22 protein-coding genes are annotated in these 21,701 nt (G+C 62.2%); 12 read left to right on the top strand and 10 right to left on the bottom strand.

Annotation, left to right across the window (positions count from 1 at the left end):
- Position 1: 1 nt before the first annotated feature.
- From AC1RLZ_RS05845 to AC1RLZ_RS05825, 5 genes are all read right to left on the bottom strand, one after another.
- Entirely contained in the window at positions 2–1,621 is a 1,620-nt protein-coding gene (locus AC1RLZ_RS05845) for an ABC transporter ATP-binding protein (RefSeq protein ID WP_493187839.1), read from the bottom strand.
- Positions 1,621–2,460 (bottom strand): ABC transporter permease, encoded by an 840-nt coding sequence (locus AC1RLZ_RS05840; protein ID WP_371421878.1) that lies wholly within the window; start codon positions 2,458–2,460, stop codon positions 1,621–1,623. The genes AC1RLZ_RS05845 and AC1RLZ_RS05840 overlap by 1 nt, the downstream gene beginning before the upstream one ends.
- Positions 2,457–3,428 carry an ABC transporter permease gene (locus AC1RLZ_RS05835; RefSeq protein ID WP_371421877.1) on the bottom strand — a complete coding sequence of 324 codons (972 nt, stop codon included), beginning with the start codon at positions 3,426–3,428 and terminating at the stop codon, positions 2,457–2,459. The genes AC1RLZ_RS05840 and AC1RLZ_RS05835 overlap by 4 nt, the downstream gene beginning before the upstream one ends.
- An 83-nt stretch (positions 3,429–3,511) precedes the next feature.
- Entirely contained in the window at positions 3,512–5,077 is a 1,566-nt protein-coding gene (locus tag AC1RLZ_RS05830) for an ABC transporter substrate-binding protein (RefSeq protein WP_493187838.1), read from the bottom strand.
- 66 nt (positions 5,078–5,143) lie between these two features.
- Positions 5,144–5,917 carry a class II aldolase/adducin family protein gene (locus AC1RLZ_RS05825; RefSeq protein ID WP_493188002.1) on the bottom strand — a complete coding sequence of 258 codons (774 nt, stop codon included), beginning with the start codon at positions 5,915–5,917 and terminating at the stop codon, positions 5,144–5,146.
- Positions 5,918–6,045: 128 nt separating this feature from the next.
- Between AC1RLZ_RS05825 and AC1RLZ_RS05820 the strand changes: the two genes are divergently transcribed.
- From AC1RLZ_RS05820 to AC1RLZ_RS05805, 4 genes are all read left to right on the top strand, one after another.
- On the top strand, positions 6,046–6,753 hold the full coding sequence (locus tag AC1RLZ_RS05820; protein WP_493187837.1) for a GntR family transcriptional regulator: 708 nt from the start codon (positions 6,046–6,048) through the stop codon (positions 6,751–6,753).
- Positions 6,750–7,775, top strand: coding sequence for a histone deacetylase family protein (locus tag AC1RLZ_RS05815; protein WP_371421874.1), 1,026 nt, complete (start codon positions 6,750–6,752; stop codon positions 7,773–7,775). Before AC1RLZ_RS05820 ends, AC1RLZ_RS05815 begins: the two co-directional genes overlap by 4 nt.
- Positions 7,776–7,941: 166 nt before the next feature.
- Positions 7,942–9,219, top strand: coding sequence for a 4-aminobutyrate--2-oxoglutarate transaminase (gabT, locus tag AC1RLZ_RS05810; protein ID WP_371421873.1), 1,278 nt, complete (start codon positions 7,942–7,944; stop codon positions 9,217–9,219).
- 30 nt (positions 9,220–9,249) lie between these two features.
- A complete protein-coding gene (locus AC1RLZ_RS05805; protein ID WP_371421872.1) occupies positions 9,250–10,539 on the top strand; it encodes an ArgE/DapE family deacylase in 1,290 nt (429 codons plus the stop codon).
- Positions 10,540–10,595: 56 nt separating this feature from the next.
- Here AC1RLZ_RS05805 and AC1RLZ_RS05800 read toward each other — a convergent pair whose 3' ends face one another.
- The gene (locus tag AC1RLZ_RS05800; protein WP_493187836.1) at positions 10,596–10,991 is read right to left on the bottom strand and encodes a hypothetical protein; all 396 of its coding nucleotides are present in this window, start codon (positions 10,989–10,991) and stop codon (positions 10,596–10,598) included.
- Positions 10,992–11,216: 225 nt separating this feature from the next.
- On the opposite strand from AC1RLZ_RS05800, the gene AC1RLZ_RS05795 reads away from it, so the two are divergent.
- Complete coding sequence (locus AC1RLZ_RS05795; protein WP_493187835.1) at positions 11,217–11,624, top strand: DUF6455 family protein; 408 nt, start codon at positions 11,217–11,219, stop codon at positions 11,622–11,624.
- Positions 11,625–11,938: 314 nt separating this feature from the next.
- Here the strand turns inward: AC1RLZ_RS05795 and AC1RLZ_RS05790 are convergent, their stop codons facing one another.
- Positions 11,939–12,352 (bottom strand): VOC family protein, encoded by a 414-nt coding sequence (locus AC1RLZ_RS05790; protein WP_493187834.1) that lies wholly within the window; start codon positions 12,350–12,352, stop codon positions 11,939–11,941.
- Positions 12,353–12,617: 265 nt separating this feature from the next.
- Here AC1RLZ_RS05790 and AC1RLZ_RS05785 point away from each other — a divergent pair, with 265 nt between their 5' ends.
- From AC1RLZ_RS05785 to AC1RLZ_RS05765, 5 genes are all read left to right on the top strand, one after another.
- Positions 12,618–13,841 carry an ABC transporter substrate-binding protein gene (locus AC1RLZ_RS05785; RefSeq protein WP_493187833.1) on the top strand — a complete coding sequence of 408 codons (1,224 nt, stop codon included), beginning with the start codon at positions 12,618–12,620 and terminating at the stop codon, positions 13,839–13,841.
- A 130-nt stretch (positions 13,842–13,971) separates the two neighbouring features.
- Positions 13,972–14,826 (top strand): branched-chain amino acid ABC transporter permease, encoded by an 855-nt coding sequence (locus tag AC1RLZ_RS05780; protein WP_493187832.1) that lies wholly within the window; start codon positions 13,972–13,974, stop codon positions 14,824–14,826.
- Position 14,827: 1 nt separating this feature from the next.
- The gene (locus tag AC1RLZ_RS05775) at positions 14,828–15,757 is read left to right on the top strand and encodes a branched-chain amino acid ABC transporter permease (protein ID WP_371421867.1); all 930 of its coding nucleotides are present in this window, start codon (positions 14,828–14,830) and stop codon (positions 15,755–15,757) included.
- Positions 15,754–16,497, top strand: a complete 744-nt coding sequence (locus AC1RLZ_RS05770; RefSeq protein ID WP_493187831.1) for an ABC transporter ATP-binding protein — start codon at positions 15,754–15,756, stop codon at positions 16,495–16,497. Before AC1RLZ_RS05775 ends, AC1RLZ_RS05770 begins: the two co-directional genes overlap by 4 nt.
- A complete protein-coding gene (locus AC1RLZ_RS05765; RefSeq protein WP_371421865.1) occupies positions 16,484–17,191 on the top strand; it encodes an ABC transporter ATP-binding protein in 708 nt (235 codons plus the stop codon). Before AC1RLZ_RS05770 ends, AC1RLZ_RS05765 begins: the two co-directional genes overlap by 14 nt.
- Before the next feature lie 176 nt (positions 17,192–17,367).
- Here AC1RLZ_RS05765 and AC1RLZ_RS05760 read toward each other — a convergent pair whose 3' ends face one another.
- Positions 17,368–18,576, bottom strand: a complete 1,209-nt coding sequence (locus tag AC1RLZ_RS05760; protein WP_493187830.1) for a BtaA family protein — start codon at positions 18,574–18,576, stop codon at positions 17,368–17,370.
- A 172-nt stretch (positions 18,577–18,748) separates the two neighbouring features.
- Here AC1RLZ_RS05760 and AC1RLZ_RS05755 point away from each other — a divergent pair, with 172 nt between their 5' ends.
- Entirely contained in the window at positions 18,749–19,441 is a 693-nt protein-coding gene (locus tag AC1RLZ_RS05755) for a class I SAM-dependent methyltransferase (RefSeq protein WP_493187829.1), read from the top strand.
- Between the two features lies 1 nt (position 19,442).
- On the opposite strand, the gene AC1RLZ_RS05750 is transcribed toward AC1RLZ_RS05755, so the two are convergent.
- Complete coding sequence (locus tag AC1RLZ_RS05750; protein ID WP_493187828.1) at positions 19,443–20,390, bottom strand: putative bifunctional lysylphosphatidylglycerol flippase/synthetase; 948 nt, start codon at positions 20,388–20,390, stop codon at positions 19,443–19,445.
- A 247-nt stretch (positions 20,391–20,637) separates the two neighbouring features.
- Between AC1RLZ_RS05750 and AC1RLZ_RS05745 the strand changes: the two genes are divergently transcribed.
- Complete coding sequence (locus AC1RLZ_RS05745; RefSeq protein ID WP_493187827.1) at positions 20,638–20,856, top strand: hypothetical protein; 219 nt, start codon at positions 20,638–20,640, stop codon at positions 20,854–20,856.
- A 35-nt stretch (positions 20,857–20,891) separates the two neighbouring features.
- Here the strand turns inward: AC1RLZ_RS05745 and AC1RLZ_RS05740 are convergent, their stop codons facing one another.
- Entirely contained in the window at positions 20,892–21,701 is an 810-nt protein-coding gene (locus AC1RLZ_RS05740; protein WP_493187826.1) for an NAD-dependent protein deacetylase, read from the bottom strand.

Here is a 21,701-nt window from a genome sequence, read left to right as displayed (position 1 = left end):
ATCAAGCGGCCTGGGATGGCGAACTCTGGCCAGGGACGGCGCCGAGCAATTCGCGGGTGTAGGGATGTTCGGGCGCCGCAAACAGTTGCGCCGTCGGTTTCAGCTCGACGATGACACCGCGCTGCATCACGGCGATACGGTCGCAGATCTGCGCTGCGACGCGCAAGTCGTGCGTGATGAACAGCATCGAGAGACCGAGGCGGGCCTTGAGGTCTTCCAGCAGTTTCAGCACCTGCGCCTGCACCGAGACGTCGAGTGCGGAGACGGCTTCGTCAGCGACGATGATCTCCGGATCCATCGCGAGCGCGCGGGCAATGCCGAGGCGCTGGCGCTGGCCGCCGGAGAATTCGTGCGGATAGCGGTCGAGCGCGCCGGCATCGAGGCCGACCATCCCGAGCAGATCACGCGCACGCTGCATCGCGACCTTCGGATCGGCACCGCGGGCGATCGGGCCATCGGTGATGATCTGGCCGACCCGGCGACGCGGATTGAGCGAGGCGAACGGATCCTGGAAAATCATCTGGATGCGATGGCGCTGCGCGCGCAGCGCCTTGCCTTCGAGTGCCGTGAGATCGACATCGCCAATGCGCACCGTGCCGCGATCAGCCTCGATCAGCCGCATTACGAGACGCGCCACTGACGACTTGCCCGAACCGGACTCGCCGACCAGACCGACGGTCTCGCCCTGCATGATGGAGAACGTGACTTCATTCGCGGCCTGCACGCGGCGATCCGGCTTGAACCAGCCGCCCGAGGTCACATAGGTCTTGTCGAGGCCTATGACTTCAACCGCCTTGGCGTTTTCATCCAGCGGCGCGCGCACCGGCGGGTGCATCGACGGCACGGCAGCGAGAAGCGCCTTGGTGTAGTCGTGCTGCGGATTCCTGAACACGGCGTCGATCGAGCCTTCCTCGACGATCTTGCCATGGCGCAGCACGACGACGCGGTCGGCGATATCGGCGACGACGCCGAAATCGTGGGTGATGAACATCACCGCCATATTGCGGCTGCGCTGCAGGTTGCGGATCAGCTTGAGGATCTGCGCCTGGGTGGTGACGTCGAGGGCTGTCGTCGGCTCGTCGGCGACGAGCACCGACGGCTCCAGCGCGAGCGCCATGGCGATCATCGCACGCTGGCGCTGGCCGCCGGAGAGCTGGTGCGGATAGGCGCGGATGATGCGCTCGGGATCGGGCAGACCGACTTCCCTGGCGAGACTGAGCGCCTTGGCGCGACGCTCCTTCGGCGTCAGCAGATTATGCGCCTCGAACATCTCCATCATCTGGTCGCCGATGCGCATCAACGGATTGAGCGCCGTCATCGGCTCCTGGAACACCATGGCGATGCCGCGGCCGCGCACTTCGCGCCAGCCGCTCTCGTCGAGCTTGAGGAGATTCTGGCCCTCGAACAGAACTTCGCCGGTCTCGGTCTTCACGGTGTCCGGCAGCAGACCCATCAGCGCATGCGCGCACATGGACTTGCCGGAACCGGATTCGCCGACGACGCAGACGATCTCTCCGGGAATGAGATCGATGGACACGCCATCGACCGCATAGGGGCGTTCGGCGCTCTTCGGCAGGGCAATCTTCAGGTTCTTGATGGAAACGGCGGGGGTAGCGGTCATCAGCGGCTATCCTTCGCCAGGCGCGGATTGAGCGCGTCGTTGAGGCCTTCGCCGATCAGGTTCATGCCGAGCACCGAGATGAGAATGGCGATGCCGGGGAAGACGGTGATCCACCAGGCCTGACGGATCACCGTGCGGCCGGCACCGACCATATAGCCCCAGGACATCAGGTTGGGATCGCCGAGACCAAGGAACGACAGCGAGGATTCCAGCAGGATCGCATTGGCCACCATCAGCGAGGCCAGCACGATCACCGGCGACAGCGCATTCGGCAGGATCTCGCGCGAGATAATCCAGGTATTGCTCTGGCCGGTCACGATGGCCGCCTGAACATATTCGCGTGTGCGCAGCGACAGCACCTCGCCGCGCACCAGGCGCGCCACCGGCGGCCACGAGACGATGGCGATGGACCCGACGATGGAATAGATCGACGGCTGCAGGATCGCCACCAGCACAATGGCCAGCGGGAAGCTCGGAATGGTCTGGAAAAATTCGGTGAAGCGCATCAGGGCGTCATCGACCTTGCCGCCGAAATAACCGGCGATGGCGCCGACCGGCACGCCGATGGTCAGCGCCACCGTCGTGGACACCAGACCCACCAGCAGCGAGACGCGGGCGCCGTAGATCAGGCCGGCGAACACATCGCGGCCCAGCGCATCGGTGCCGAGGGTCACCATGGGATTGGTGAATGGCGGCAGGAACGGCCGCTGCACCATCCGCCAGGGGGAGGTCGGAAAGATCATCTGCCCGAACAGCGCGATGAAGATCGCAATCGTGATGATGATCAGACCGATCAGGCCGCCGGGATTGCGCAGCATCAATTTCCAGAATTTCTTCATGATGCAAACTCGATGCGTGGATCGACCAGCCGATAGACCAGGTCGGTGACGAGGTTGAAGATCAGGACCATCGCCGAGCAGACCACGAAGACGCCGAGCAGAAGGTTATAATCGCGTTGCAAGAGCGCCTCATAGAGCAACCGGCCGATGCCGGGCCATGCAAACACCGTCTCGGTGAGCACGGCGCCGCCGACCAGCGTACCGGAGTGGACGCCGGCCAGCGTCACCACGGGCAGCAGCGCGTTGCGCAGCACGTGACGGCGCTGGATGATATTGTCGCGCAGGCCCTTGGCGCGCGCGGTCTTGACGAAGTCGAGGCGCTTGACCTCGAGCATCGACGCCCGCGTCATGCGCGTATAGGTCGCCATGAAGAACAGGCCGATGGTCATCGCCGGCATCACCAGATGCAGGGCGACATCTTTCACATGAGCCCATCCGGTAAAGTTTCCACCGACGGTCTCGTAGCCGAAACTCGGGAGCCAGCCGAGATAGACCGAGAACAGCAGGATCGACATCAGCGCGACCCAGAAGATCGGCGTGGCGTAGAACAACAGCGCAGAGACCGTGATGGCGGTATCCGCCCATGTCCCCGCAAACCTTGCGGCCAGCGTACCGAATGTGATGCCCAGCAACAGCGATATACCGAACGCCGTCAGCGTCAGCAGCAACGTCGCCGGCAGACGCTCGGCGATCAGCTTCGCGACCGGCATCTGCTGGCGGAACGAGAAACCGAGGTCGAGGGTGACTACACCCTTCACGTAAATGAACAGCTGCTCCGGCAGCGGCTTGTCCAGTGAGAACTTTTCGCGCAGCTGCTGGACGAACTGTGCATCGCTGGCGCCGGCTTCACCGGCCATCACCGCTGCGGGATCTCCGGGCGCAAGGCGGATCAGGAAGAAGTTCATCACGATGATCGCAATCAGGACGAACACGCCCTTCACGATCCTCTGGGCAACGAATGACAGCATCAGAGGTCCATCGCATTCAGGTCAGAGTACACAAAGAAAACCCGTGACGATCACAGCGATCGTCACGGGCATCAGGTTGAAAGCTACTTGTCGATCCAGACGTCGCGGAAGCCGTCATTGACGCCGATGCCTGTGGTGATCAGGTTCTTGATCTTGCAGTTCGTGATGGTCGGGAACTGCAATTCAAGCTGCCATGCCACCGGCACGTCTTCGACGAGGATCTTCTGGACCTTGTCGTAGATTTCCTTGCGCTTCGAATCCGGCGTCGCAATCGCGCCCTCCTCGAACAGCTTGTCGACCTCGGGATTGGAGTATCCTTCGAGATTGTTGAACAACTGGCCCTTCTGGATGGCGCTCGTCACGTAGTTGCGGCCGACGCCCAGCGCCGGATCGCCGTACTGATACAGATAGGTGAACGAGATGTCGTAATCCCATTCGCTGTTCTTCTGGTTCGAGCCGGGAACGTCGGTGGCGATGGTCTCGATATTCATGCCGACGTCGACGAGGTTCTGCTTCACGGCCTCACCCCAGCGCGACCAGGTCTCGCCATAGGGCAACGGCATCAGGCGGATCTTTTCGCCCTTGTAGCCGGCTTCCTTCAGCAGCGCCTTGGCCTTGGCCGGATCGTAGGGGTATTTCGGCACGTTGTCGGTGTAGAACTTGATCGCCGACGACGACGGGCCAGTGGCCACCTTGCCAAGACCGTTCCAGATCACGTCCTTGGCGAATTCGCGGTCCACCGCGAACATGATCGCCTGACGCACCTTCTTGTTGGCAAGGATCGGGTTGCGGTTGTTCAGCCACATCCAGGCCATCGGCGAGAAGAACTCCCAGCCGTCGCCGGTGACGCAGGTGTTCGGCAACTTGCTGACGCGCGGCACGTCGAAATTCTCGATCGAACCGCCCGGCAGCACGTCGACCTTGCCGGTCTCGTAGGCCACCGAACGCGCAGCGGCGTCCGGAATGATCTGCCAGTAGATGCCGTCGATATAGGGCTTGCCTTTGACGTGATAGTTCGGGTTCTTCACCAGCTGGATGAAGGAGCCCTTCTTCCATTCCTTGAACATGAACGGGCCGGTGCCGATCGGCGTGTTGTTCGCCGGATTGGTCTTGATATCGGTGCCTTCATAGATGTGCTTCGGAATGATCGGCATCGAGCCGACCTCGAAGATGCCGATGAAGGGGCCGAAGGGCTGCTTCAGCGTGAACACGACCGTATAGTCGTCGGGCGCTTCGACCTTGTCGAGCTGCACGAGGTTGTTGCGCGCACGGGCGTGGGTGACCTTGAGTGTCTCGATGGAAAACAGCACGTCGGCCGCAGTGAACGGCTTGCCGTCGTGCCAGGTCACGCCCTGCTTGAGCTTGAACGTGTAGGTCTTGGCATCCGGGCTGATGGTCCAGCTCTCGGCGAGACCCGGCTGCGGCTCCAGCGTCTTGCTGTAGCGCAGCAGGCCTTCATAGATGTTGCCCGAGACCATCTGCGTCGGGCCGTTCTGCACCAGCGCGAGCATCAGGCCCGGCGGCTCAGGCTGGATCACCGCATTGATGGTGCCGCCCATCTTCGGCTCCTGCGCGAGCGCCATCGTGCCCGTGAAGACGAGCGGGCTCACGCTGCTCAGTGCCAAAGCCAATACAAATTTCTTCAACATATCTTTCCCCTTAGTGCCGGCTGGCACGTACCCCAGATCAGTTGACGATGTGTAGCGGAAGTCGGATCAATTCTTGTAATCGGCGTCCGTGCGATCGAGCATGCGCTTGAAGGCTTCCCATTCGCTGTCCGGCTTGCCGCCTTCGGCGCCATGCACCTTCTCGTAGCCGCGGTCGTATTGGCCGGCGGTGTGCGCGGCAATGGCATGCGAGGGGCGAATGACCTCTGCACCGGTAGACAGGATCGCGAGCTGCGCGCGGCACGAGCGCTCCATGTTGAACATCAGCTTGAAGGCTTCGCCAACCGAGCGACCGCAGGTGAGCAGGCCGTGATTGCGCAGAATGAGAACCATCTTGTCGCCGAGATCGGCGACAAGGCGCTCGCGCTCGGACAGGTCCAGCGCGATGCCTTCGAAGTCGTGATAGGCGATACGATCGGTGAACTGCATCGACCACTGGTTCAGCGGCTGCAGACCGTCCTTGAGGCACGACACCGCAACGCCGGCAACGGTATGCGTGTGCAGCACGCACTGCGCATCGTGGCGCGCGGCATGAACGGCGCTGTGAATGGTGAAGCCGGCCGGGTTGATCCCGAGGCCGAGCGGATCGTCGACAACCTTGCCGTCGACGTCGACGGTGACGAGGTTACCGGCCGTCACTTCCTCGAAGCGCATGCCATAGGGGTTGATCAGGAAGCGGTCCTGCGTGCCGGGCACGCGCACCGAAATATGCGTGTAGATGCTGTCATCGAGGCCGAGGCGATGGATCAAACGATAGGCAGCCGCGAGGTCGACACGGACCTGCCTGGCGGCATCGAGGGTCGGCGTAATGTTTGCATGCATATTCACAGGCGTGGTCCCCGGCTTTTTTAAGGTGCGGGCAGGAAACACAATCGCATGGCAGCTCGCAAGATTAAACTGTCGACAATCGACGATTAATTCTTGTACAGGGGAAGAAACGGGTCCCCCGCATGCGTTTGATTACTCCTCCAGTTGGTCTGACCGCCCTCGCCGACACCGATCTTGTCGGGCAGGTCACGCGCATCCTCACCCAGGCCATCATCAAGGGACAGTTGCTGCCCGGCGCGAAGGTCGTCGAGGTGGGCATCGCCCGCGAGCTCGGCGTCAGCCGCGCTCCTGTCCGTGAAGCGGCACGGCTGCTTGAGCAACAGGGTCTGCTGGTCTCGCATCCGCGCCGCGGCTTCTTCGTCCGCAAGCTCGAAGCGACGGATATCGACGAGATCTACGACCTGCGCATTTGCGTCGAATGTCATGCCGGCGTGCTCGCCTCCAAGAACATGACGCCGGCCAATCGCGACATGCTGCGCCGGCAGATCGACGTCTTGCATGAGACTGCAGGAATCGACGATCATGCGCGGCAGATCGAGGAAGACTACAAATTCCATCGCATGATCTGCGAGATCGCCGGCAGCAAGCGCCTGCTGCGACTGTTCGACGATCTCGCTTCGGAACTGCGCATGACGATCGGCCTGATCGGCCGGCTCTATGACGATCCGCATCGCATTGCGCAGACCCATGAGGCGCTGCTCGAAGTTCTCGAACAGGGGCATCCCGATATCATCACCGCCCGGATCGACTATCACATCGGCGCTGCCTGGCGCGAAGTCGGCAAGCTGGTCCGCGAACTTCCCTCCTCAACGAATGGAGCCGCCACGTGAAAGCCGTTTATTCCGACAAGCACAGCGCCCACGATCCGCAATTCTACCTGGTGCGCGGCCAGATCCGCAAAACCACCGAACAGCCGGAGCGCGCACTACGCCTGTTGAAGGGGCTCAATGACGGCAAACACACGCTGGTGGCACCGACCGAATTCGGCCAGGGACCACGCGCACGGGTGCATTCGCCGGAATATCTGCGCTTTCTCGAAACCGCCTGGGATGAATGGACGAAGCTGCCGGACTACGGCACCGAAATGATCCCCAACATCCATCCGAACCGCGTGCCCGGCAGCTATCCCACTCATATCGTCGGCAAGCTCGGCTGGCATACGGTGGACACGTCCGCCCCGATCGGCCCCGGCACCTGGGCCGGCGCCTGTGCTGCGACCGATATCGCCGTGACCGCCGCGCAGATGGTGATGGATGGCGAGGACGCGGTCTATGCGCTGTGCCGGCCGCCCGGCCACCACGCCTATCGCGATCTTGCCGGCGGCTTCTGTTTCATGAACAACTCGGCGATCGCCGCCGAGCATCTGCGGACCAAACATGAGCGTGTGGCCATCCTCGATGTCGACGTGCATCACGGCAACGGCACCCAGGGCATCTTCTATTCGCGACCGGACGTGCTGACGATCTCGATCCATGCCGATCCCGGCAACTACTATCCGTTCGTCTGGGGCTTCGCCGACGAGAAGGGCGAAGGGAATGGTTTGGGCACCAATCTCAACATCCCGCTTGCCCACGGCACCGGCGATGACGGCTTCATCGATGCGCTCGCTGTGGCCGAGAAGACCATCAAGTCGTTCGCGCCGACTGCCCTTGTGCTCGCGCTCGGCCTCGATGCGTCCGAGCAGGATCCGCTGGCAGCCCTGAAAGTCACCACCCCGGGCTTCAAGCGTATCGGTGAAGCCGTTGCGCGCATGGGCCTGCCCACCGTGCTCGTTCAGGAAGGCGGATATCTCTCCGACATCCTGGGCGCCAACCTGACGTCAACGCTCGCTGGCTTCGAAGCGGCGCGGTGATGAACGAGAGCACAAGCCCTCGTCATTCGTAGGATGGGTAGAGCGTCTTCGCGAAACCCATCATTCATATCGACCGGGGTGATGGGTTTCGCTGCGCTCTACCCATCCTACGGCACAACCACTCTCACCCAACAACAACATCCAAAAAACTGAAGGACAAACTCGCATGCCAACCAATGCAGAAATCTTCGCACGGCGCGAAGCCGCCGTTCCACGCGGCATCGGCCATTCCACCCCGATCTCGGCGCAGCGCGCGCTGAATGCCGAAGTCTGGGACGTCGAAGGCAAGCGCTATGTCGACTTCGCCGGCGGCATCGCCGTGCTCAACACCGGCCACTGCCATCCGACCATCATGGCCGCCGTGCGCGAGCAGATGGAGCGTTTCACGCACACCTGTTTCCAGGTGCTGCTGTATGAGCCCTATGTGACGCTGGCCGAGCGCCTCAACAAGCTGGCCCCGATCGACGGCGCCGCCAAGACCGCCTTCTTCACCACCGGCGCGGAAGCGACCGAGAACGCCATCAAGATCGCGCGCGCCTCGACCGGCCGCGCCGGCGTCATCGCCTTCACCGGCGGCTTCCATGGCCGCACCGCCATGACCATGACCATGACCGGCAAGGTGCAGCCCTACAAGAAGGGCTTCGGCGCCGCGATCCCGGAAGTCTGGCACGTGCCGTTCCCGGTGCCGCAGCTCGACGTCACCGTTGAAGAGTCGCTGAAGTATCTGAACTTCCTGTTCAAGGCCGATATCGATCCGGCCCGCGTTGCCGCGATCATCATCGAGCCGGTGCAGGGCGAAGGCGGCTTCCACCAGGCGCCGCCGGAATTGATGCGGGCGCTGCGCAAGATCTGCGACGAGAACGGCATCGTGCTGATCGCCGACGAGGTGCAGACCGGTTACGGCCGCACCGGCAAGATGTTCGCGATGGAACATTACGACGTGAAGCCTGACCTCATCACCGTGGCGAAGAGCCTCGCCGGCGGCTTTCCGCTGTCGGGCGTGATCGGCAAGGCCAAGATCATGGACGCTGCCGATCCGGGCGGCCTCGGCGGCACCTATGCCGGCAACCCGCTGGCCGTGGCTGCGGCGCTTGCTGTGCTCGACGTGTTCGAGAAGGAGAAGCTGGTCGACCGCGCCAATGTCATCGGTGCGAACATCGTGGCCCGTCTCAAGAAGATGCAGCAGCGCAACGATCTCGTGCCGATCGCGGGCGTCCGCAATGTCGGCGCCATGATCGCCTTCGACATCGTCAAGGAGCGCGGCAGCGATGCGCCGGATGCGGAGATGACCAAGAAGGTGACGCAGCGCGCCACCGAGGAAGGCCTGATCCTGCTGTCCTGCGGCGTCAACTTCAACACCGTGCGCGTGCTGGTGCCGCTGACCGCCGACGACAAGATCATCGACGAAGGCATGGACAAGCTCGAAGCCGCTCTGTCCGCCTGATTACATCACACAAGAACAAGGTCACCATCAATGACACTCGATCCCACACTTCGCGACAAGATCATCGCCGCAGTCGACAAGGGCTTCGATGCCCAGGTCAAGTTCACTCAGGACATGGTTCGCCATGTCTCGACCCGCGGCAACGAACACACGATGCAGGACTTCATGTTCCGCGCCATGAAGGCGCGCGGCTACAAGATGGAGCGCTTCGAGATGGACCGCGCAGCGCTCGGCCATCATCCCGGCGCCGGCGCCTGGGACGACCTGCACTCGACCGCGCCGATCGTGGTCGGCACCCATTATCCGCGCGAGGAAAAGGGCCGCTCGCTGATCATGCAGGGCCATGTGGACGTGGTGCCGGAAGGCCCTCACGACATGTGGACCACGCCGCCTTACGATCCCGTGATCCAGGGCGACTGGATGCAGGGCCGCGGCGCCGGCGACATGAAGGCCGGCTGCGCCTCCAACATCTTCGCCCTCGACGCCTTGAAGAGCCTCGGCCTGCAGCCGGCGGCCACCGTCTATCTGCAGTCCGTGGTGGAAGAAGAGTCCACCGGCGACGGCGCGCTGATGACGCATCTGCGCGGCTACAAGGCCGATGCGGTGGTGGTATCGGAGCCCTCGCACGAGACGATCACCCGCGCCAATATCGGTGTGGTCTGGTTCCAGGTCGAAGTTCGCGGCGTGCCGGTGCATGTGCAGCGCATGGGCACGGGCGCCAACGCCATCGACGGCGCCTATCGCATCATTGGCGAATTGCGCAAGCTGGAAGCCAAATGGAATGCGACCAAGGACCAGCACGAGCACTTCAAGAACATCGAGAAGCCGGTCAATCTGAACATCGGCAAGATCGCCGGCGGCGACTGGGCGTCCTCGGTCCCGGCCTGGTGCAAGGTGGACTTCCGCATCTCGCTGCTGCCCGGCAAGACCGCCGAAGCTGCAAAGAAGGAGATCACCGACTGCGTCGCCGCCTTCGCTCATCAGGATCCGTTTCTGTCGAACATCCCGCCGACCGTGACCTTCAACGGCTTCCAGGCCGAAGGCTACGAGCTCAAGCCGGGCTCCGACGCCGAAGCCACACTGGCCGCGGCGCATGAAGCGGTATTCGGCCAGAAGCCGAAGCCGGAAATCTCGCTGGCCTATCTCGACAGCCGCGTCTATGCGCTGTTCGACAACGTGCCGACGCTGAACTACGGCTGCATCTCGCGCGGCGTCCACGGTTTCGACGAAGGCGTCAACCTGCCCTCGCTGAAGAAGACGACGACGGCGCTGGCGCTGTTCATCGCCGAATGGTGCGGCGTGGAAGAGATCAAGGCCTAATCAATCAGGCCTCGGCTTGAAGACGGAACGGGCGGCGGAGTCATCCGCCGCCTTTCTCATTTCCTCCAGTTGCAGATACCGCCCGTGCGGCACGGCCAGACCTGCACCCGCGTATCCGCCGCATTGGCATCGAGCGGATTGCCACGGCGGCTGCGAGCAACCTTCTTCTGCGCAGCGGCGCGCTGCGCCACCGGCTTGGCAGCCTGCGCGCGCGCAACACGCGGCGTCGCCTTTACCGGATTGGCTTTGGCATCCGTCTTGGCATCGGCTTTGGCCTGAATCTGCACCGGCTCGAATGACGCGGGCGGGCCGAGCAATTTCGGCGACAGCACGGCCTTCTGCAGATCGAGTAGCAGGTATTCGCCCGGCTTGTAGGAATCGGCCTGCGCGGCACCACAATTCGCCAGCAGCGCAATGCCGGCCGAGGCCGCAATCAACCGCTTCAAACTCATTTACGCCTCCCGAGGCCGGTTCCGGCTTCTGGACTACAATGTTGCTAAGTTAAGCATGGATAACGCTGAATCCAGCCCTGAGTTTCCCCGAAAGCGCCTGCAGCGCAGGCATTTCTGGCGGTAAGACTAACCGTCCCCTCGGGCCCGCCCAATTGATCCAGCGCAATGCGACTCCGCGCCGCTGCGCCGACCCTCCGCTCAATCACTTCAGCAGCGGAGACTGCCATGACATCCGTCCAGCCCTATCCCCTCGTCAGTAATTTCATCGAACGCCTTGGCGACTGGTTGATCCAGCGCCGCCAGCTCAACGAACTCGGCGCGCTCGACAGCGGCGAGTTCAAACGCATGGCCCACGAACTCGGCCTTGCGCCAGGCGATCTCGATACGATCGTGCGCAAGGGCGTGAACGGCGCCGAGGAATTGCCGCGGATGCTGCGCGCGCTCGGCTTCGACGAGGCCGCCATTGCCAGGATCCAGCCGCCGCATATGATGGAGATGCGCCATGCCTGCGCCAGTTGCGCACACAAGCGGGCCTGCAGGACCCACCTCGCAGCCAAAACGGCGGCGGCGAATTACGAGAACTATTGCGCCAATGCCAACGATATCACGCTGCTGGCCCGTGCTGCGGAGTAGATTATTCTCCACCCTTGCCAGAAATGCTCGAAAAACCGGCCAGGTAAGCCTAATCGGTTAGGTTAAGATTTGGTTTAAGTTGCGACAAAACACGGCTGGGATAGCGTCGACCACGTCGCGCAGTGGGGTTTGGAAGTCGCTTTCCAACCCCGAATTTCAATGCTCGGCACGGGGCCGCCGTTATTACCTGCGTCGGCGGTCCCACCCCTTGGCAGACGATTCCGAACACCAAACGCGCGACCGTTGCGCATCATGCGATCCGCGTCATTGCTGCGACTACGTGCGTCCGATCGCGTGCAGAGCACCGGTGGCGCCTAGATATCAGCGAACACCTCCAGCAAATTCCCGTCGGGATCGCGAAAGAACAGCGTGCGATGTCCAAAGACCTGATCGGTCGGCGGCGACACGAGGCTGATACCTTTCCGCACCAATTCCTCTGCACACGCATCTACCTCCGCAACGGAAACCTTGAAGGCAAGCTGAAGTGCTGCACTGCCAACCGGGACCGGACTATCTGACGCGGTGCGGCTTGGTATGGCCAAGGCTAACGTGTTGCCGCCGATGCGAAATTCTATCCAGCCGGACGATAGCACGCGCTGCAGCGAAAAGCCGAGCACCGTCTCGTAGAAGCAACGCATCGCCTCCATGTCGCGGACGAAGATGACCGTGTAGTCGATGGCGCGAATAGCTTGAAAGGCCGACCTGGTGTCTGCACTCCGTTCCTCCATCCCGGCTTCTCCATGCTCATCCGGCGAGATGATCCAAGGGCGTCAAGCCTCGCACAGCTGATTGTGCATCTACAACTGCTGGCACATTGCTCATCCGCGTCATCGCATCGCAGCAGAGAAACACGTTGTGAATGCTCGCAATTTAATCCGCGACACAGTGTTGCTACGCGCAATCCTCCTTGACTTGCTCTCGCCGCACTTGGCAGTCTGTGATCACACAAAAAAGCATCGGGCAACGACCCAGATGCATCTAGGGAGAGACACCATGGACTCATTTCTGAGGCCGCTTGCGGCTGCGAGTATGATTGTTGCTGGCGCCCTTGCTTCCACTGCTCCAGCATCTGCCCAGCAAGCGCCGATCAAGATCGGCATTCCGACGTCGGTCCAGCTGCAGGTCGGCCGCGACACCCAGAACGCCGCCAAGCTGGCCATCGAAGAAATCAACGCGAAAGGCGGATTGCTCGGCCGCAAGCTCGAAATGGTTGTCGCCGACGAGACCGAGAATCCCGAACAGGGCATTGCCGCGATCAAGAAGCTCACCGCAGACGACAAGGTGAATGTGCTGATCGGCGGCTATACGTCAGGCGTGACGCTGGCCCAGCTGCCGCATATTTCCAGCGCCAAGACGATCTATATCGGCGTCGGCGCTGCATCGCCCGCGATCACCGCCAAGGTGAAGTCGGATTACGACAACTACAAATACATCTTCCGCGCCTTCCCCATCAACGCCGCGCATCAGGCCCGCGCGCTGGTCGACTTCATCAATGGCAAACTCAAGGGCGAAATGGGCCTGAAGAAGATCGCCATTGTCGGCGAGAACGCCAAATGGGTGCAGGACCTCGTTCCGATCCTGAAGAAGGGCGCCACCGAGGGCGGCACCGACGTGACGCTGGCCGAGTTCTTCGACACCTCGACCTCGGACTTCTCGCCGCTCTTCGCCAAGGTGAAAAATTCCGGCGCGCAGTATCTGATCGTGATCCTGTCGCACGCCTCCTCGGACATCTTCGTCAAGCAGTGGCATGACGCTCAGGTGCCGATTCCGATCGGCGGCATCGACGTGAAGAGCCAGGACGCCGACTTCTTCACCCGCGTCAGCGGCAAGGCCAATGCCGAAACCGTCGGCATGTTCGCGATCCGCGCGCCGCTTACGCCAAAGACCATTCCGTTCTGGGATGAATTCGTGAAGCGCTTCGGCACCGCCCCTGTTTACACCGGCATCGGCGCCTACGACTCGGTCTACGTCTATGCGGACGCCGTGAAACGCGCCAACTCCATCGAACCGGACGCGGTCATCAAGGAGCTCGAAAAGACCGACCATGTCGGCATCGCCGGCAAGCTTGTCTTCGACGAACTTCACGACGTGAAGACCGGACCGGGACTGCAGAACCTCCTGTTCGTGCAGTGGCAGAAGAACGGCGAGCGCGTCGTTGTCTGGCCCAAGGAAGCCGCCACCGGACCGATGATCGCGCCGCCCTGGATGAGCAACTGACCTGTTGATCGCGATCATCATGATCGCAGCGTAACCGCACGGCCGGCGATCCTCTCGCCGGCCGGAAAAAGGGAGGCGCGAACCTTCACGCGTTCGCCCTCTTCTGTCCGGTCTTCAACAGCGGGTTCTCATGCTTCAGATTCTGATCTACGGCGCGGTCTCCAGCGCCATCTATGCGATGCTGGCCGTTGGTTTCACCCTGATCTTCGGCGTCGCCCGCATCCTCAATCTCGCCCATGGCTCGTTCTACGCACTCGGCGCCTATGCGGCCTATGTCCTCACCTCGCTACTCAGCGTTCCGCTCTTCATCGCTGCACCGCTGGCAGTGTTGATGGTCGCAGGCTTCGGCGTGGTGATGGAGCGCTTTCTGGTGCGTCCACTGCGATCGTCACAGCTTGCCGTATTGATGATCACGCTGGCTGTGTCGCTGGCTGTGGAGCAGGCGCTGTTCATCACTTTCGGCTCCGAATATCGCAACGTCCCCTCATTCGTCGCTGACAAGCTATCGATCGGCGGCGTCGATATCTCCGGCCAGCGCCTGCTGGCACTCGTTGCCGGTGTCCTCGTGCTGCTCGGCCTGTGGCTGTTCATCCAGCGCACGCGCCTCGGCGCGGCCATCCTCGCGGTGTCGCAGGATCCGGAAGCCGCGCAATATATGGGGATACCGACCAACCGCATCTTCTCCATCGTGATGGCGATCTCCGCCGGCACTGCGGCGCTCGCTGGCGTACTGGTGTCGCCGTTCCTTACGGTGCAGCCGACCATGGGCCTGCTGCCGATGGTGAAGGCCTTCGCCATTGTCATCGTTGGCGGGCTGGGCTCGATCCCCGGCAGTATCATCGCATCGCTGATCCTCGGTTATTCCGAGACCATCGTGGCCTATCTGATTTCGTCATCATGGACCGAGCTGGTGTCGCTGGTCGCGGTCGTCGTCACGCTGATGATACGGCCATCCGGAATCCTTGGTCGACGGGCGGCGTTCTGACATGAAGCGCATTTCACCGATTGATATCGCCGGCGGGATCATCGTCGTCGCCATTCTCGCGCTGGCGCCCATGTTCGCCGCCAGCAACTATCTCACCGGCGTGCTGACAGTGTGCGCCATCTACGGCATCTGGGCGTCGAGTTGGGACTTCATGTCCGGCCTCACCGGCCGCGAGAACTTCGGACACTCGCTGTTCATCGGCACCGGCGCCTATACCGCCGGTTTCCTCTCCAGCATCTGGTCCGCCAGCCCGTGGATCAGCCTGCCGCTGGGCGTCGTCATCGCCATCGCCTTCAGCCTGCTGGTGGGTTTCCCCACGCTGCGCCTGCGCGGGCCCTACTTTGCGCTGGCCATGCTGTCGGCCTCCGCCATCCTGCAGCGCCTGTGCCTGATCTTCTGGGAATATACCGGCGGCGAGGAAGGCCTCTACGGCCTCGATCCCCTCATCAAGAATCCGCTGCATTACTACTGGTTCGTGCTCGCCATTCTGGCGGTCACGGTGATCGCGCTGACGCTGCTGGCGCAATCCCATTGGGGCCTGCTGCTGCGTGCGATCCGCGGCGACGAGGCCACCTGTCAGGCCGCCGGCATCAATGTCACCTTCTACAAGATCGTGTCGCTGATGATATCGGCCGGCTTTGCCGGTCTGGGCGGCGCGCTCTACGCGCATTACCAGCTCCAGGTGTCGCCGCCGCTGTTCTCCGTCGTGGTGTCGATCACCGTCATCATCATGGTCTATGTCGGCGGTATCGGCTCGATCTACGGCGCTGCCGTTGCCGCGATCCTGCTGACGCTGCTCACCGAGATGCTGCGTGGCTTCGGCGAATACCGGCTGTGGATCTACACGCTGACCCTGATGCTGATCCTGTTCTTCCTGCCCAACGGACTGATCGCTCCCCTGTGGCGCCGCATGACGGAGCGTTTCCGATGACCGACCTGCTCGAAGTCAACGGCGTGACCAAGCGCTTCGGCGGCCTGACCGCCGTCAAGAACGCGTCCTTCACCCTGAAGAAAGGCGAGTTCACCGGCATTCTAGGTCCCAATGGCGCCGGCAAGACCACGCTGTTCAACATCCTCACCGGCTTCATGCAGCCGACTTCCGGCACCATCTATTTCAACGGCGATCTGGTGCGTGAGCTCGCGCCATACAAGGTCGTCAATCGCGGCATGGCGCGAACCTTCCAGCTCACGCGCCCGTTCGTCGGCATGAACCTGCTGGAGAACGTGCTGGTCGCCTGTATGTCCCCCCGCGCCAGCGAGGACAAGGACAAAGAGGCGCGCGCCAGCTATCTGCTCGCCCAGGTCGGACTTGGCGGACGCGACAGGGAGCCGGTGGAGACGCTGCCTTACGGCGACCTCAGGCGGCTCGAAATCGCGCGCGCACTGGCAACCCGGCCGGACCTGTTGCTGCTCGACGAGCCTTTTGCAGGCTTGGGGAGCAGCGAGATCGAGCAACTGGCACAACTGATCCGCCGGCTGCATCGCGAGGAAAACCTCACCATCCTTCTGATCGAACATAAACTCCGCGAATTCATGGCGCTGGTATCGCGCGTCATCGCGATGAATTTCGGCGAGATCATCGCCATCGGCCCGCCCGAAGAGATCGTGAAGAACGAGAAGGTGATCGAGGCCTATATCGGCAAGACGGAGGACGCTCATGCCCCTGCTTGAAGTCGCCGATCTCAAGGTCAGCTATGGCAAGGCGCTGGCGATCGAGTCCGTCTCGATCAAGGTCGAGAAAGGCGAACTCGTCGGCGTGCTCGGCCCCAATGGCGCCGGCAAGACCACGCTGCTGAAGGCCATCTCGCGCAGCATCGCCTCGCAGGGTACGCTGAACTTCAAGGATGCGTCGCTGCATCCGATCGAGCCGTATAATGTCGTCGCCAGGGGCATCTGCCACTGTCCTGAGGGGCGCAAGCTGTTCTCGGAACTCTCGGTGCTGAAGAACCTGCAGCTCGGCGCTTACCTTCGCAAGAATAACGCCGACGTCGAGAAGGACCTGGAGCGCGTCTTCGCGCTGTTCCCGGTGCTGCGCGAACGGCAATGGCAACAGTCCAGCACACTGTCCGGCGGCGAGCAGCAAATGGTCGCCATCGGCCGCGCGCTGATGGGACGTCCGGAATTGCTGCTGCTCGACGAGCCCTCTGTCGGCATCGCGCCGCGGCTAAAGGGACTGATCTTCGACTCGATCCAGCAGATCAGGAAAGACGGTACAGCGATCCTGATCGTCGAACAGGACGCGACATCGACGCTGCGGATCGCGGATCGGATCTATGTGCTGGAACACGGGCGGACGATCCGTGAGGGAACGTCGGCGGAGATCGCCGGCGACAAGTACATCCAGCAGATTTATCTGGGGGTGTGAGCCGATTCCTTCTCCCCGCATGCGGGGAGAAGGTGGCTCGAAGGCGCGAAGCGCGTTCGAGACGGATGAGGGGGACTATCAGCAGGCTCCGAGCATGAGGATAGTCCCCCTCACCCGCCTTCACATGCTACGCATGCGAAGGACGACCTCTCCCCGCAAGCGAGGCGAGGTTAGGATCACCCCTTCCGCGTATACAGATGAAACCCGCCATAGATGCCTGAGCGATCCGCAGCCAGACCTGCAGCGCTGCGCGCGTCGTCGCGCTGCCACGTCTCGCGCAGCGAAGCATGTTCCGGGTCGTCCAGCGGCGATTCGGCGCCGGCCGTGCGAAAGATCACGCGGATGCCGTCATTGCCGGCGCGGTCGATCGCATCCCACAGCGCACGGATTTCGTCCGGCGCCATCCAGTCCTGCGAATCCAGCAGCACCACCGCGTCGATCTGGCGGGCCGGCAGACTCTCAATGAACACGCGCAGATTGGCATGGACCGGTGTGACCAGCGCGGCGCGGCTGGCAGTTTCCGCATAGCGGCTCTGCTGCAGATACAGTGGCAGGCATTTGTCGCCGGGGCCGACATAGCTGCGGCTCAGCGCCTGCCAGGCGAAATAATTGTTCGCGTTCGGATGCACGTCGATCAGCGCGAGCAGGCGCTGATGCAGCACTTCATTGAGCGGCTGATTGCCGCCGAGCAGCGTGCGTTGCTGCGGCGGAATGCCGAGGCTGAACAACAGGGCCGGCGTCTTCGTCATCATACGGGCAAGCCGCGAATGGAACAGCCAGTGCAGGCGCTCCAGCGCGCGCTTGCGCGCGGGCGACTGGGCGTCGTCGTGCAGTAACGCCTTGAGATCGATGCGGGCGAGCTTCGCCAGACCATGCGCGAAGCCGATGAAGCGGCCGAGCGCGCCATGGCGATAGAAGCCGTCGCTGAAGTAACCATAACGGGGGCGGCCCTGGATATCGCGTTCGTCCCAATAGCCGCGCGCTTCGGCATCGAGCAGCGGGCGCAGCCGTTCGCGGTACAGACCCACATTGGTATCCGACGCGCCTTCGCCGAAGAATTTCCAGAAGTCCTGATAGTTCGGCAGCGCGCGCAAGCCGGCGAGTTTCAGCTTCAACAGCGACAGATGCGCCTCGTTGAGATCGACCGCATAGACATGCTCGGGCTTCGCCGACAGATAGGACAGCGCATTGCAGCCGCCGCTGGAGATGGTGACGATGGTCGAACCGGGCGCCAGCTGCAGTGCCGCCATATCCGCTTCGGGATCTTCCCAGATCTGGGTGTAGACCAGCCGGCGGAACCAGAAGGCAAACAGCCTGTCCCAGATCGTCGTTTCCTCGCGACCACGGCTATTGCGAACGGCGTCGGCGATCAGATGCGTATTCATCGGCTTCTTGGACCCTTCGAATCGACAATCTGATATTTTTATCAAGCGCAGACTGCGGTTTTGCGACAGAACCTTCTCCAATCAGCGACTTTCTTGCCACAAAGCCACTGTCACACCGCTGTCGTGTGGCGATGAAAAGGATCGCGCTGATAGTTGAGCGATGAGGTGAGCCATGACGATTGTCTCCGAATACGAGGATGGCGGTCAGCCTGCGTGGTCGAACGAGGCCACGCATCGCATGAACCGGATGTATCGCTGGCAGCGCTTCATCTATGACGCGACGCGCCGGTACTATCTTCTCGGCCGCGACCAGCTCATCGCCGAACTGGCGCCGGTGCCGGGCGCATTGGTGCTGGAGATCGGCTGCGGTACCGGCCGCAATCTCGTTCAGGCTGCCCGGAAATATCCACAGGCGGTATTTTACGGCATCGATATTTCGACCGAGATGCTGACCACGGCCATCGCATCGATTGCACGCAACGACCTCGCGGATACCGTCCGCGTCGCCCATGGCGATGCGACGAATTTCGATCCGGCACGCATCTTCGCCGTTCCGTCATTCGATCACGTCATGATTTCCTACACCCTGTCGATGATCCCGAGCTGGCAGGATGTGCTCGATCACGCCGTGTCGCAGCTCAAGCCCGGCGGACAACTGCACATCGTCGATTTCGGCCATCAGGAGCGGTTGCCCAAACTCGCCAGCACACTGCTGCTGCGCTGGCTGACACTGTTCGACGTGACGCCGCGCCGCGAACTTCTCGATGTGCTGAAGACGCTCGCCGAGCGTCACCATGCCAATCTCGATTTCAAACGCCCGTTCCGCGGCTACGCGCAATCGGCGGTGCTGACGTTGCCGAAGTAGTTCAGGCCAGCTTGCGTCTGTTCACATTCCGATAGGCCTCGACGGCGCCGAACAGCGCCAGCGACAGCACGAACGGGATCAGGTGGTAGAACAGCCGGAACAGCAGCAGCACGGCCAGCAGTTTTTCAGTATGTTCGCCGCCGAGCCCGACCAGGATCGTTGCGTCGAACACACCAATGCCCGCGGGTGCGTGGCTGGCGAATCCCAACAGCGTCGCAGCGATGAAGACGACGATCACCTGCGCGACGCCGATATCCATCGTTTCGGGGATCAGCACATACATCGCCAGCGCCGCCGCCCCGAGATCGACGAGCCCGATGCCGATCTGAAAGAACACGTTGCGCCCGCTGGGCACCGGCACCGACCAGTTGCGGCCGCCGAGCGTCCGCATACCGTTCCACGTCCAGGCGACATAGGCGACGATGCCCACGAGAATTGCGACAGCGATGAAGCGGTTGATCTCGGGCGAGAGCTGATCGATCCGGCTGATGGCGCCCGGCTCATGCAGGGTGCTGAGCGCCAGCGCGGTGAGATTGCCGAGCCAGAAGGTGAGTCCGGTCAGGAAGCAGATACGCGCGACGCCGGCAGGACCGATGCCATGTGGTGCATAGATCCGGTAGCGCACCGCCGATGAGACCAGCAGCACGGCGCCGGTGCCGTGCGAGATGGGATAGCTGGTGAAATTGGCCAGCGCTGCAATCCTGAAGGGAATGTCCCCCCGCCCGATCATCTGCAGCGCCAGCCAGTCATACAGCGTCAGACTGCCATAGGAGATCGCCACCAGGGACAGCGAGAGCGCAATGCTCGTCGGCTGCACCGTCTGCATCGCCGCCAGCACATGGGCGAAATCCACGCCCTTGAGCGCCCTGGTCAGCGCCATAAACGCAATGGTCGCGATCGCTATGCTAAGGATTGCGCCAAGCCATCCCCAGCTGAGGCGCGCGCGCATCAGCTGAATGATATTTCTCAATGCGGGTGGCACATCGTTCCACTTTTCATTAGGTCTGAGCACGCCGTGATTCGCGCTTGTGTTTGCGCGTTCTGTTGCACGTCCATGTGACAGCTGCGCAAAAGCAGCGCCTTGGCATCGCCTAACAATCCGGTGATTCCCAGATTTAGCCGTCGCGTTGTCGCATCAAATTCATGCGACGCTCGTAAGCCACCCACACTGAATTGATTGACCTAAGCAGGACACCATGTCGACCGAGACCGAATATCAGCTCACCGAAAATCAATGGGACACGCTGCGGGCACTCCGCCCAGCCGGCCTGCCCGTTCGGCTGAACCGTTACGTTCTCGATCAGCTGGTTGCGATGGGGCTCGTCGCGCTGTCGGACACTGATCCGACGCTGACACCTACGGGCCGGGCCGTGGTTTTGCGCGGCTGTCCACGTCTGTGGGACCTTGCGGCCTAAGCTGCCGCCGCTTGTCTCCGCGGCCATCGCCGCCGCTACAACAGGAACGTCAGCGCATCCTCGCAGCGGTCTTCGACCTTGAAGCTGAGAAATTCATCGGCGCGCGTGCGGCCGAGATTGATCGCCGCGATGGGGATCCCGGCACGCACAGCGGCCTGAACGAAGCGAAAGCCCGAATACACCATCAGCGATGAGCCGACGATCAGCATAGCGTCGGCCTTGTGCAGATGGCCGAGCGCAGCATCGACGAAGTCGCGCGGCACGTTCTCACCGAAGAACACCACGTCCGGCTTGAGGATGCCGCCACACTGCGTGCAGGCCGGCACCACGAAAGACGCGAAATCAACGCCCTCCAGATCGGCATCGCCATCAGGCGCGACGGCCGCATCGAGGTCGAGCCATCCTGCGTTCAAGCGACCCATCTCATGCTGAAACTCGTCGCGCTGGATGCGGCGTTCACATCCCATGCAGCGAACAAGATCGAGCCGGCCATGAAGGTCGATCACCCCCGTGCTGCCGGCGACCTGATGCAGCCGATCGACATTCTGGGTGAGCAGCACCTCGCATTTGCCGAGCTGTTCGAGGCGCACCAATGCGTGATGCGCATCGTTCGGCCGCGCCTGGCCAAACCGCCGCCAGCCGATGAGGCTGCGTGCCCAGTAGCGCTGCCGCGTCAGTTCCTCGCCCATGAACGCCTGAAACGTCACGGGCTGCGTCCGCTTCCAGTTGCCGTCGGTGTCACGATAGTCGGGAATACCCGAATTGGTGCTGCAGCCGGCACCGGTCAGGACAAAAAGACGGTCGTGGCGATCAACGAAATCGCGGAGGGCATTGGGTGGGGTCAT

Source organism: Tardiphaga sp. GW822-FHT04G09 (assembly GCF_058800725.1).
The sequence above is the reverse complement of the archived record's forward strand: the minus strand, read 5'-3'. Positions and strand labels throughout refer to the sequence as shown.

What these genes read in the sequence shown, in the direction of transcription:
- AC1RLZ_RS05845 (WP_493187839.1), bottom strand. Translation starts at nt 1,621, where the DNA reads ATGACCGCTACCCCCGCCGTTTCCATCAAGAACCTGAAGATTGCCCTG.
- AC1RLZ_RS05840 (WP_371421878.1), bottom strand. Translation starts at nt 2,460, where the DNA reads ATGAAGAAATTCTGGAAATTGATGCTGCGCAATCCCGGCGGCCTGATC.
- AC1RLZ_RS05835 (WP_371421877.1), bottom strand. Translation starts at nt 3,428, where the DNA reads ATGCTGTCATTCGTTGCCCAGAGGATCGTGAAGGGCGTGTTCGTCCTG.
- AC1RLZ_RS05830 (WP_493187838.1), bottom strand. Translation starts at nt 5,077, where the DNA reads ATGTTGAAGAAATTTGTATTGGCTTTGGCACTGAGCAGCGTGAGCCCG.
- AC1RLZ_RS05825 (WP_493188002.1), bottom strand. Translation starts at nt 5,917, where the DNA reads ATGCATGCAAACATTACGCCGACCCTCGATGCCGCCAGGCAGGTCCGT.
- AC1RLZ_RS05820 (WP_493187837.1), top strand. Translation starts at nt 6,046, where the DNA reads ATGCGTTTGATTACTCCTCCAGTTGGTCTGACCGCCCTCGCCGACACC.
- gabT (WP_371421873.1), top strand. Translation starts at nt 7,942, where the DNA reads ATGCCAACCAATGCAGAAATCTTCGCACGGCGCGAAGCCGCCGTTCCA.
- AC1RLZ_RS05805 (WP_371421872.1), top strand. Translation starts at nt 9,250, where the DNA reads ATGACACTCGATCCCACACTTCGCGACAAGATCATCGCCGCAGTCGAC.
- AC1RLZ_RS05800 (WP_493187836.1), bottom strand. Translation starts at nt 10,991, where the DNA reads ATGAGTTTGAAGCGGTTGATTGCGGCCTCGGCCGGCATTGCGCTGCTG.
- AC1RLZ_RS05795 (WP_493187835.1), top strand. Translation starts at nt 11,217, where the DNA reads ATGACATCCGTCCAGCCCTATCCCCTCGTCAGTAATTTCATCGAACGC.
- AC1RLZ_RS05790 (WP_493187834.1), bottom strand. Translation starts at nt 12,352, where the DNA reads ATGGAGGAACGGAGTGCAGACACCAGGTCGGCCTTTCAAGCTATTCGC.
- AC1RLZ_RS05785 (WP_493187833.1), top strand. Translation starts at nt 12,618, where the DNA reads ATGGACTCATTTCTGAGGCCGCTTGCGGCTGCGAGTATGATTGTTGCT.
- AC1RLZ_RS05780 (WP_493187832.1), top strand. Translation starts at nt 13,972, where the DNA reads ATGCTTCAGATTCTGATCTACGGCGCGGTCTCCAGCGCCATCTATGCG.
- AC1RLZ_RS05775 (WP_371421867.1), top strand. Translation starts at nt 14,828, where the DNA reads ATGAAGCGCATTTCACCGATTGATATCGCCGGCGGGATCATCGTCGTC.
- AC1RLZ_RS05770 (WP_493187831.1), top strand. Translation starts at nt 15,754, where the DNA reads ATGACCGACCTGCTCGAAGTCAACGGCGTGACCAAGCGCTTCGGCGGC.
- AC1RLZ_RS05765 (WP_371421865.1), top strand. Translation starts at nt 16,484, where the DNA reads ATGCCCCTGCTTGAAGTCGCCGATCTCAAGGTCAGCTATGGCAAGGCG.
- AC1RLZ_RS05760 (WP_493187830.1), bottom strand. Translation starts at nt 18,576, where the DNA reads ATGAATACGCATCTGATCGCCGACGCCGTTCGCAATAGCCGTGGTCGC.
- AC1RLZ_RS05755 (WP_493187829.1), top strand. Translation starts at nt 18,749, where the DNA reads ATGACGATTGTCTCCGAATACGAGGATGGCGGTCAGCCTGCGTGGTCG.
- AC1RLZ_RS05750 (WP_493187828.1), bottom strand. Translation starts at nt 20,390, where the DNA reads ATGCGCGCGCGCCTCAGCTGGGGATGGCTTGGCGCAATCCTTAGCATA.
- AC1RLZ_RS05745 (WP_493187827.1), top strand. Translation starts at nt 20,638, where the DNA reads ATGTCGACCGAGACCGAATATCAGCTCACCGAAAATCAATGGGACACG.
- AC1RLZ_RS05740 (WP_493187826.1), bottom strand. Translation starts at nt 21,701, where the DNA reads ATGACCCCACCCAATGCCCTCCGCGATTTCGTTGATCGCCACGACCGT.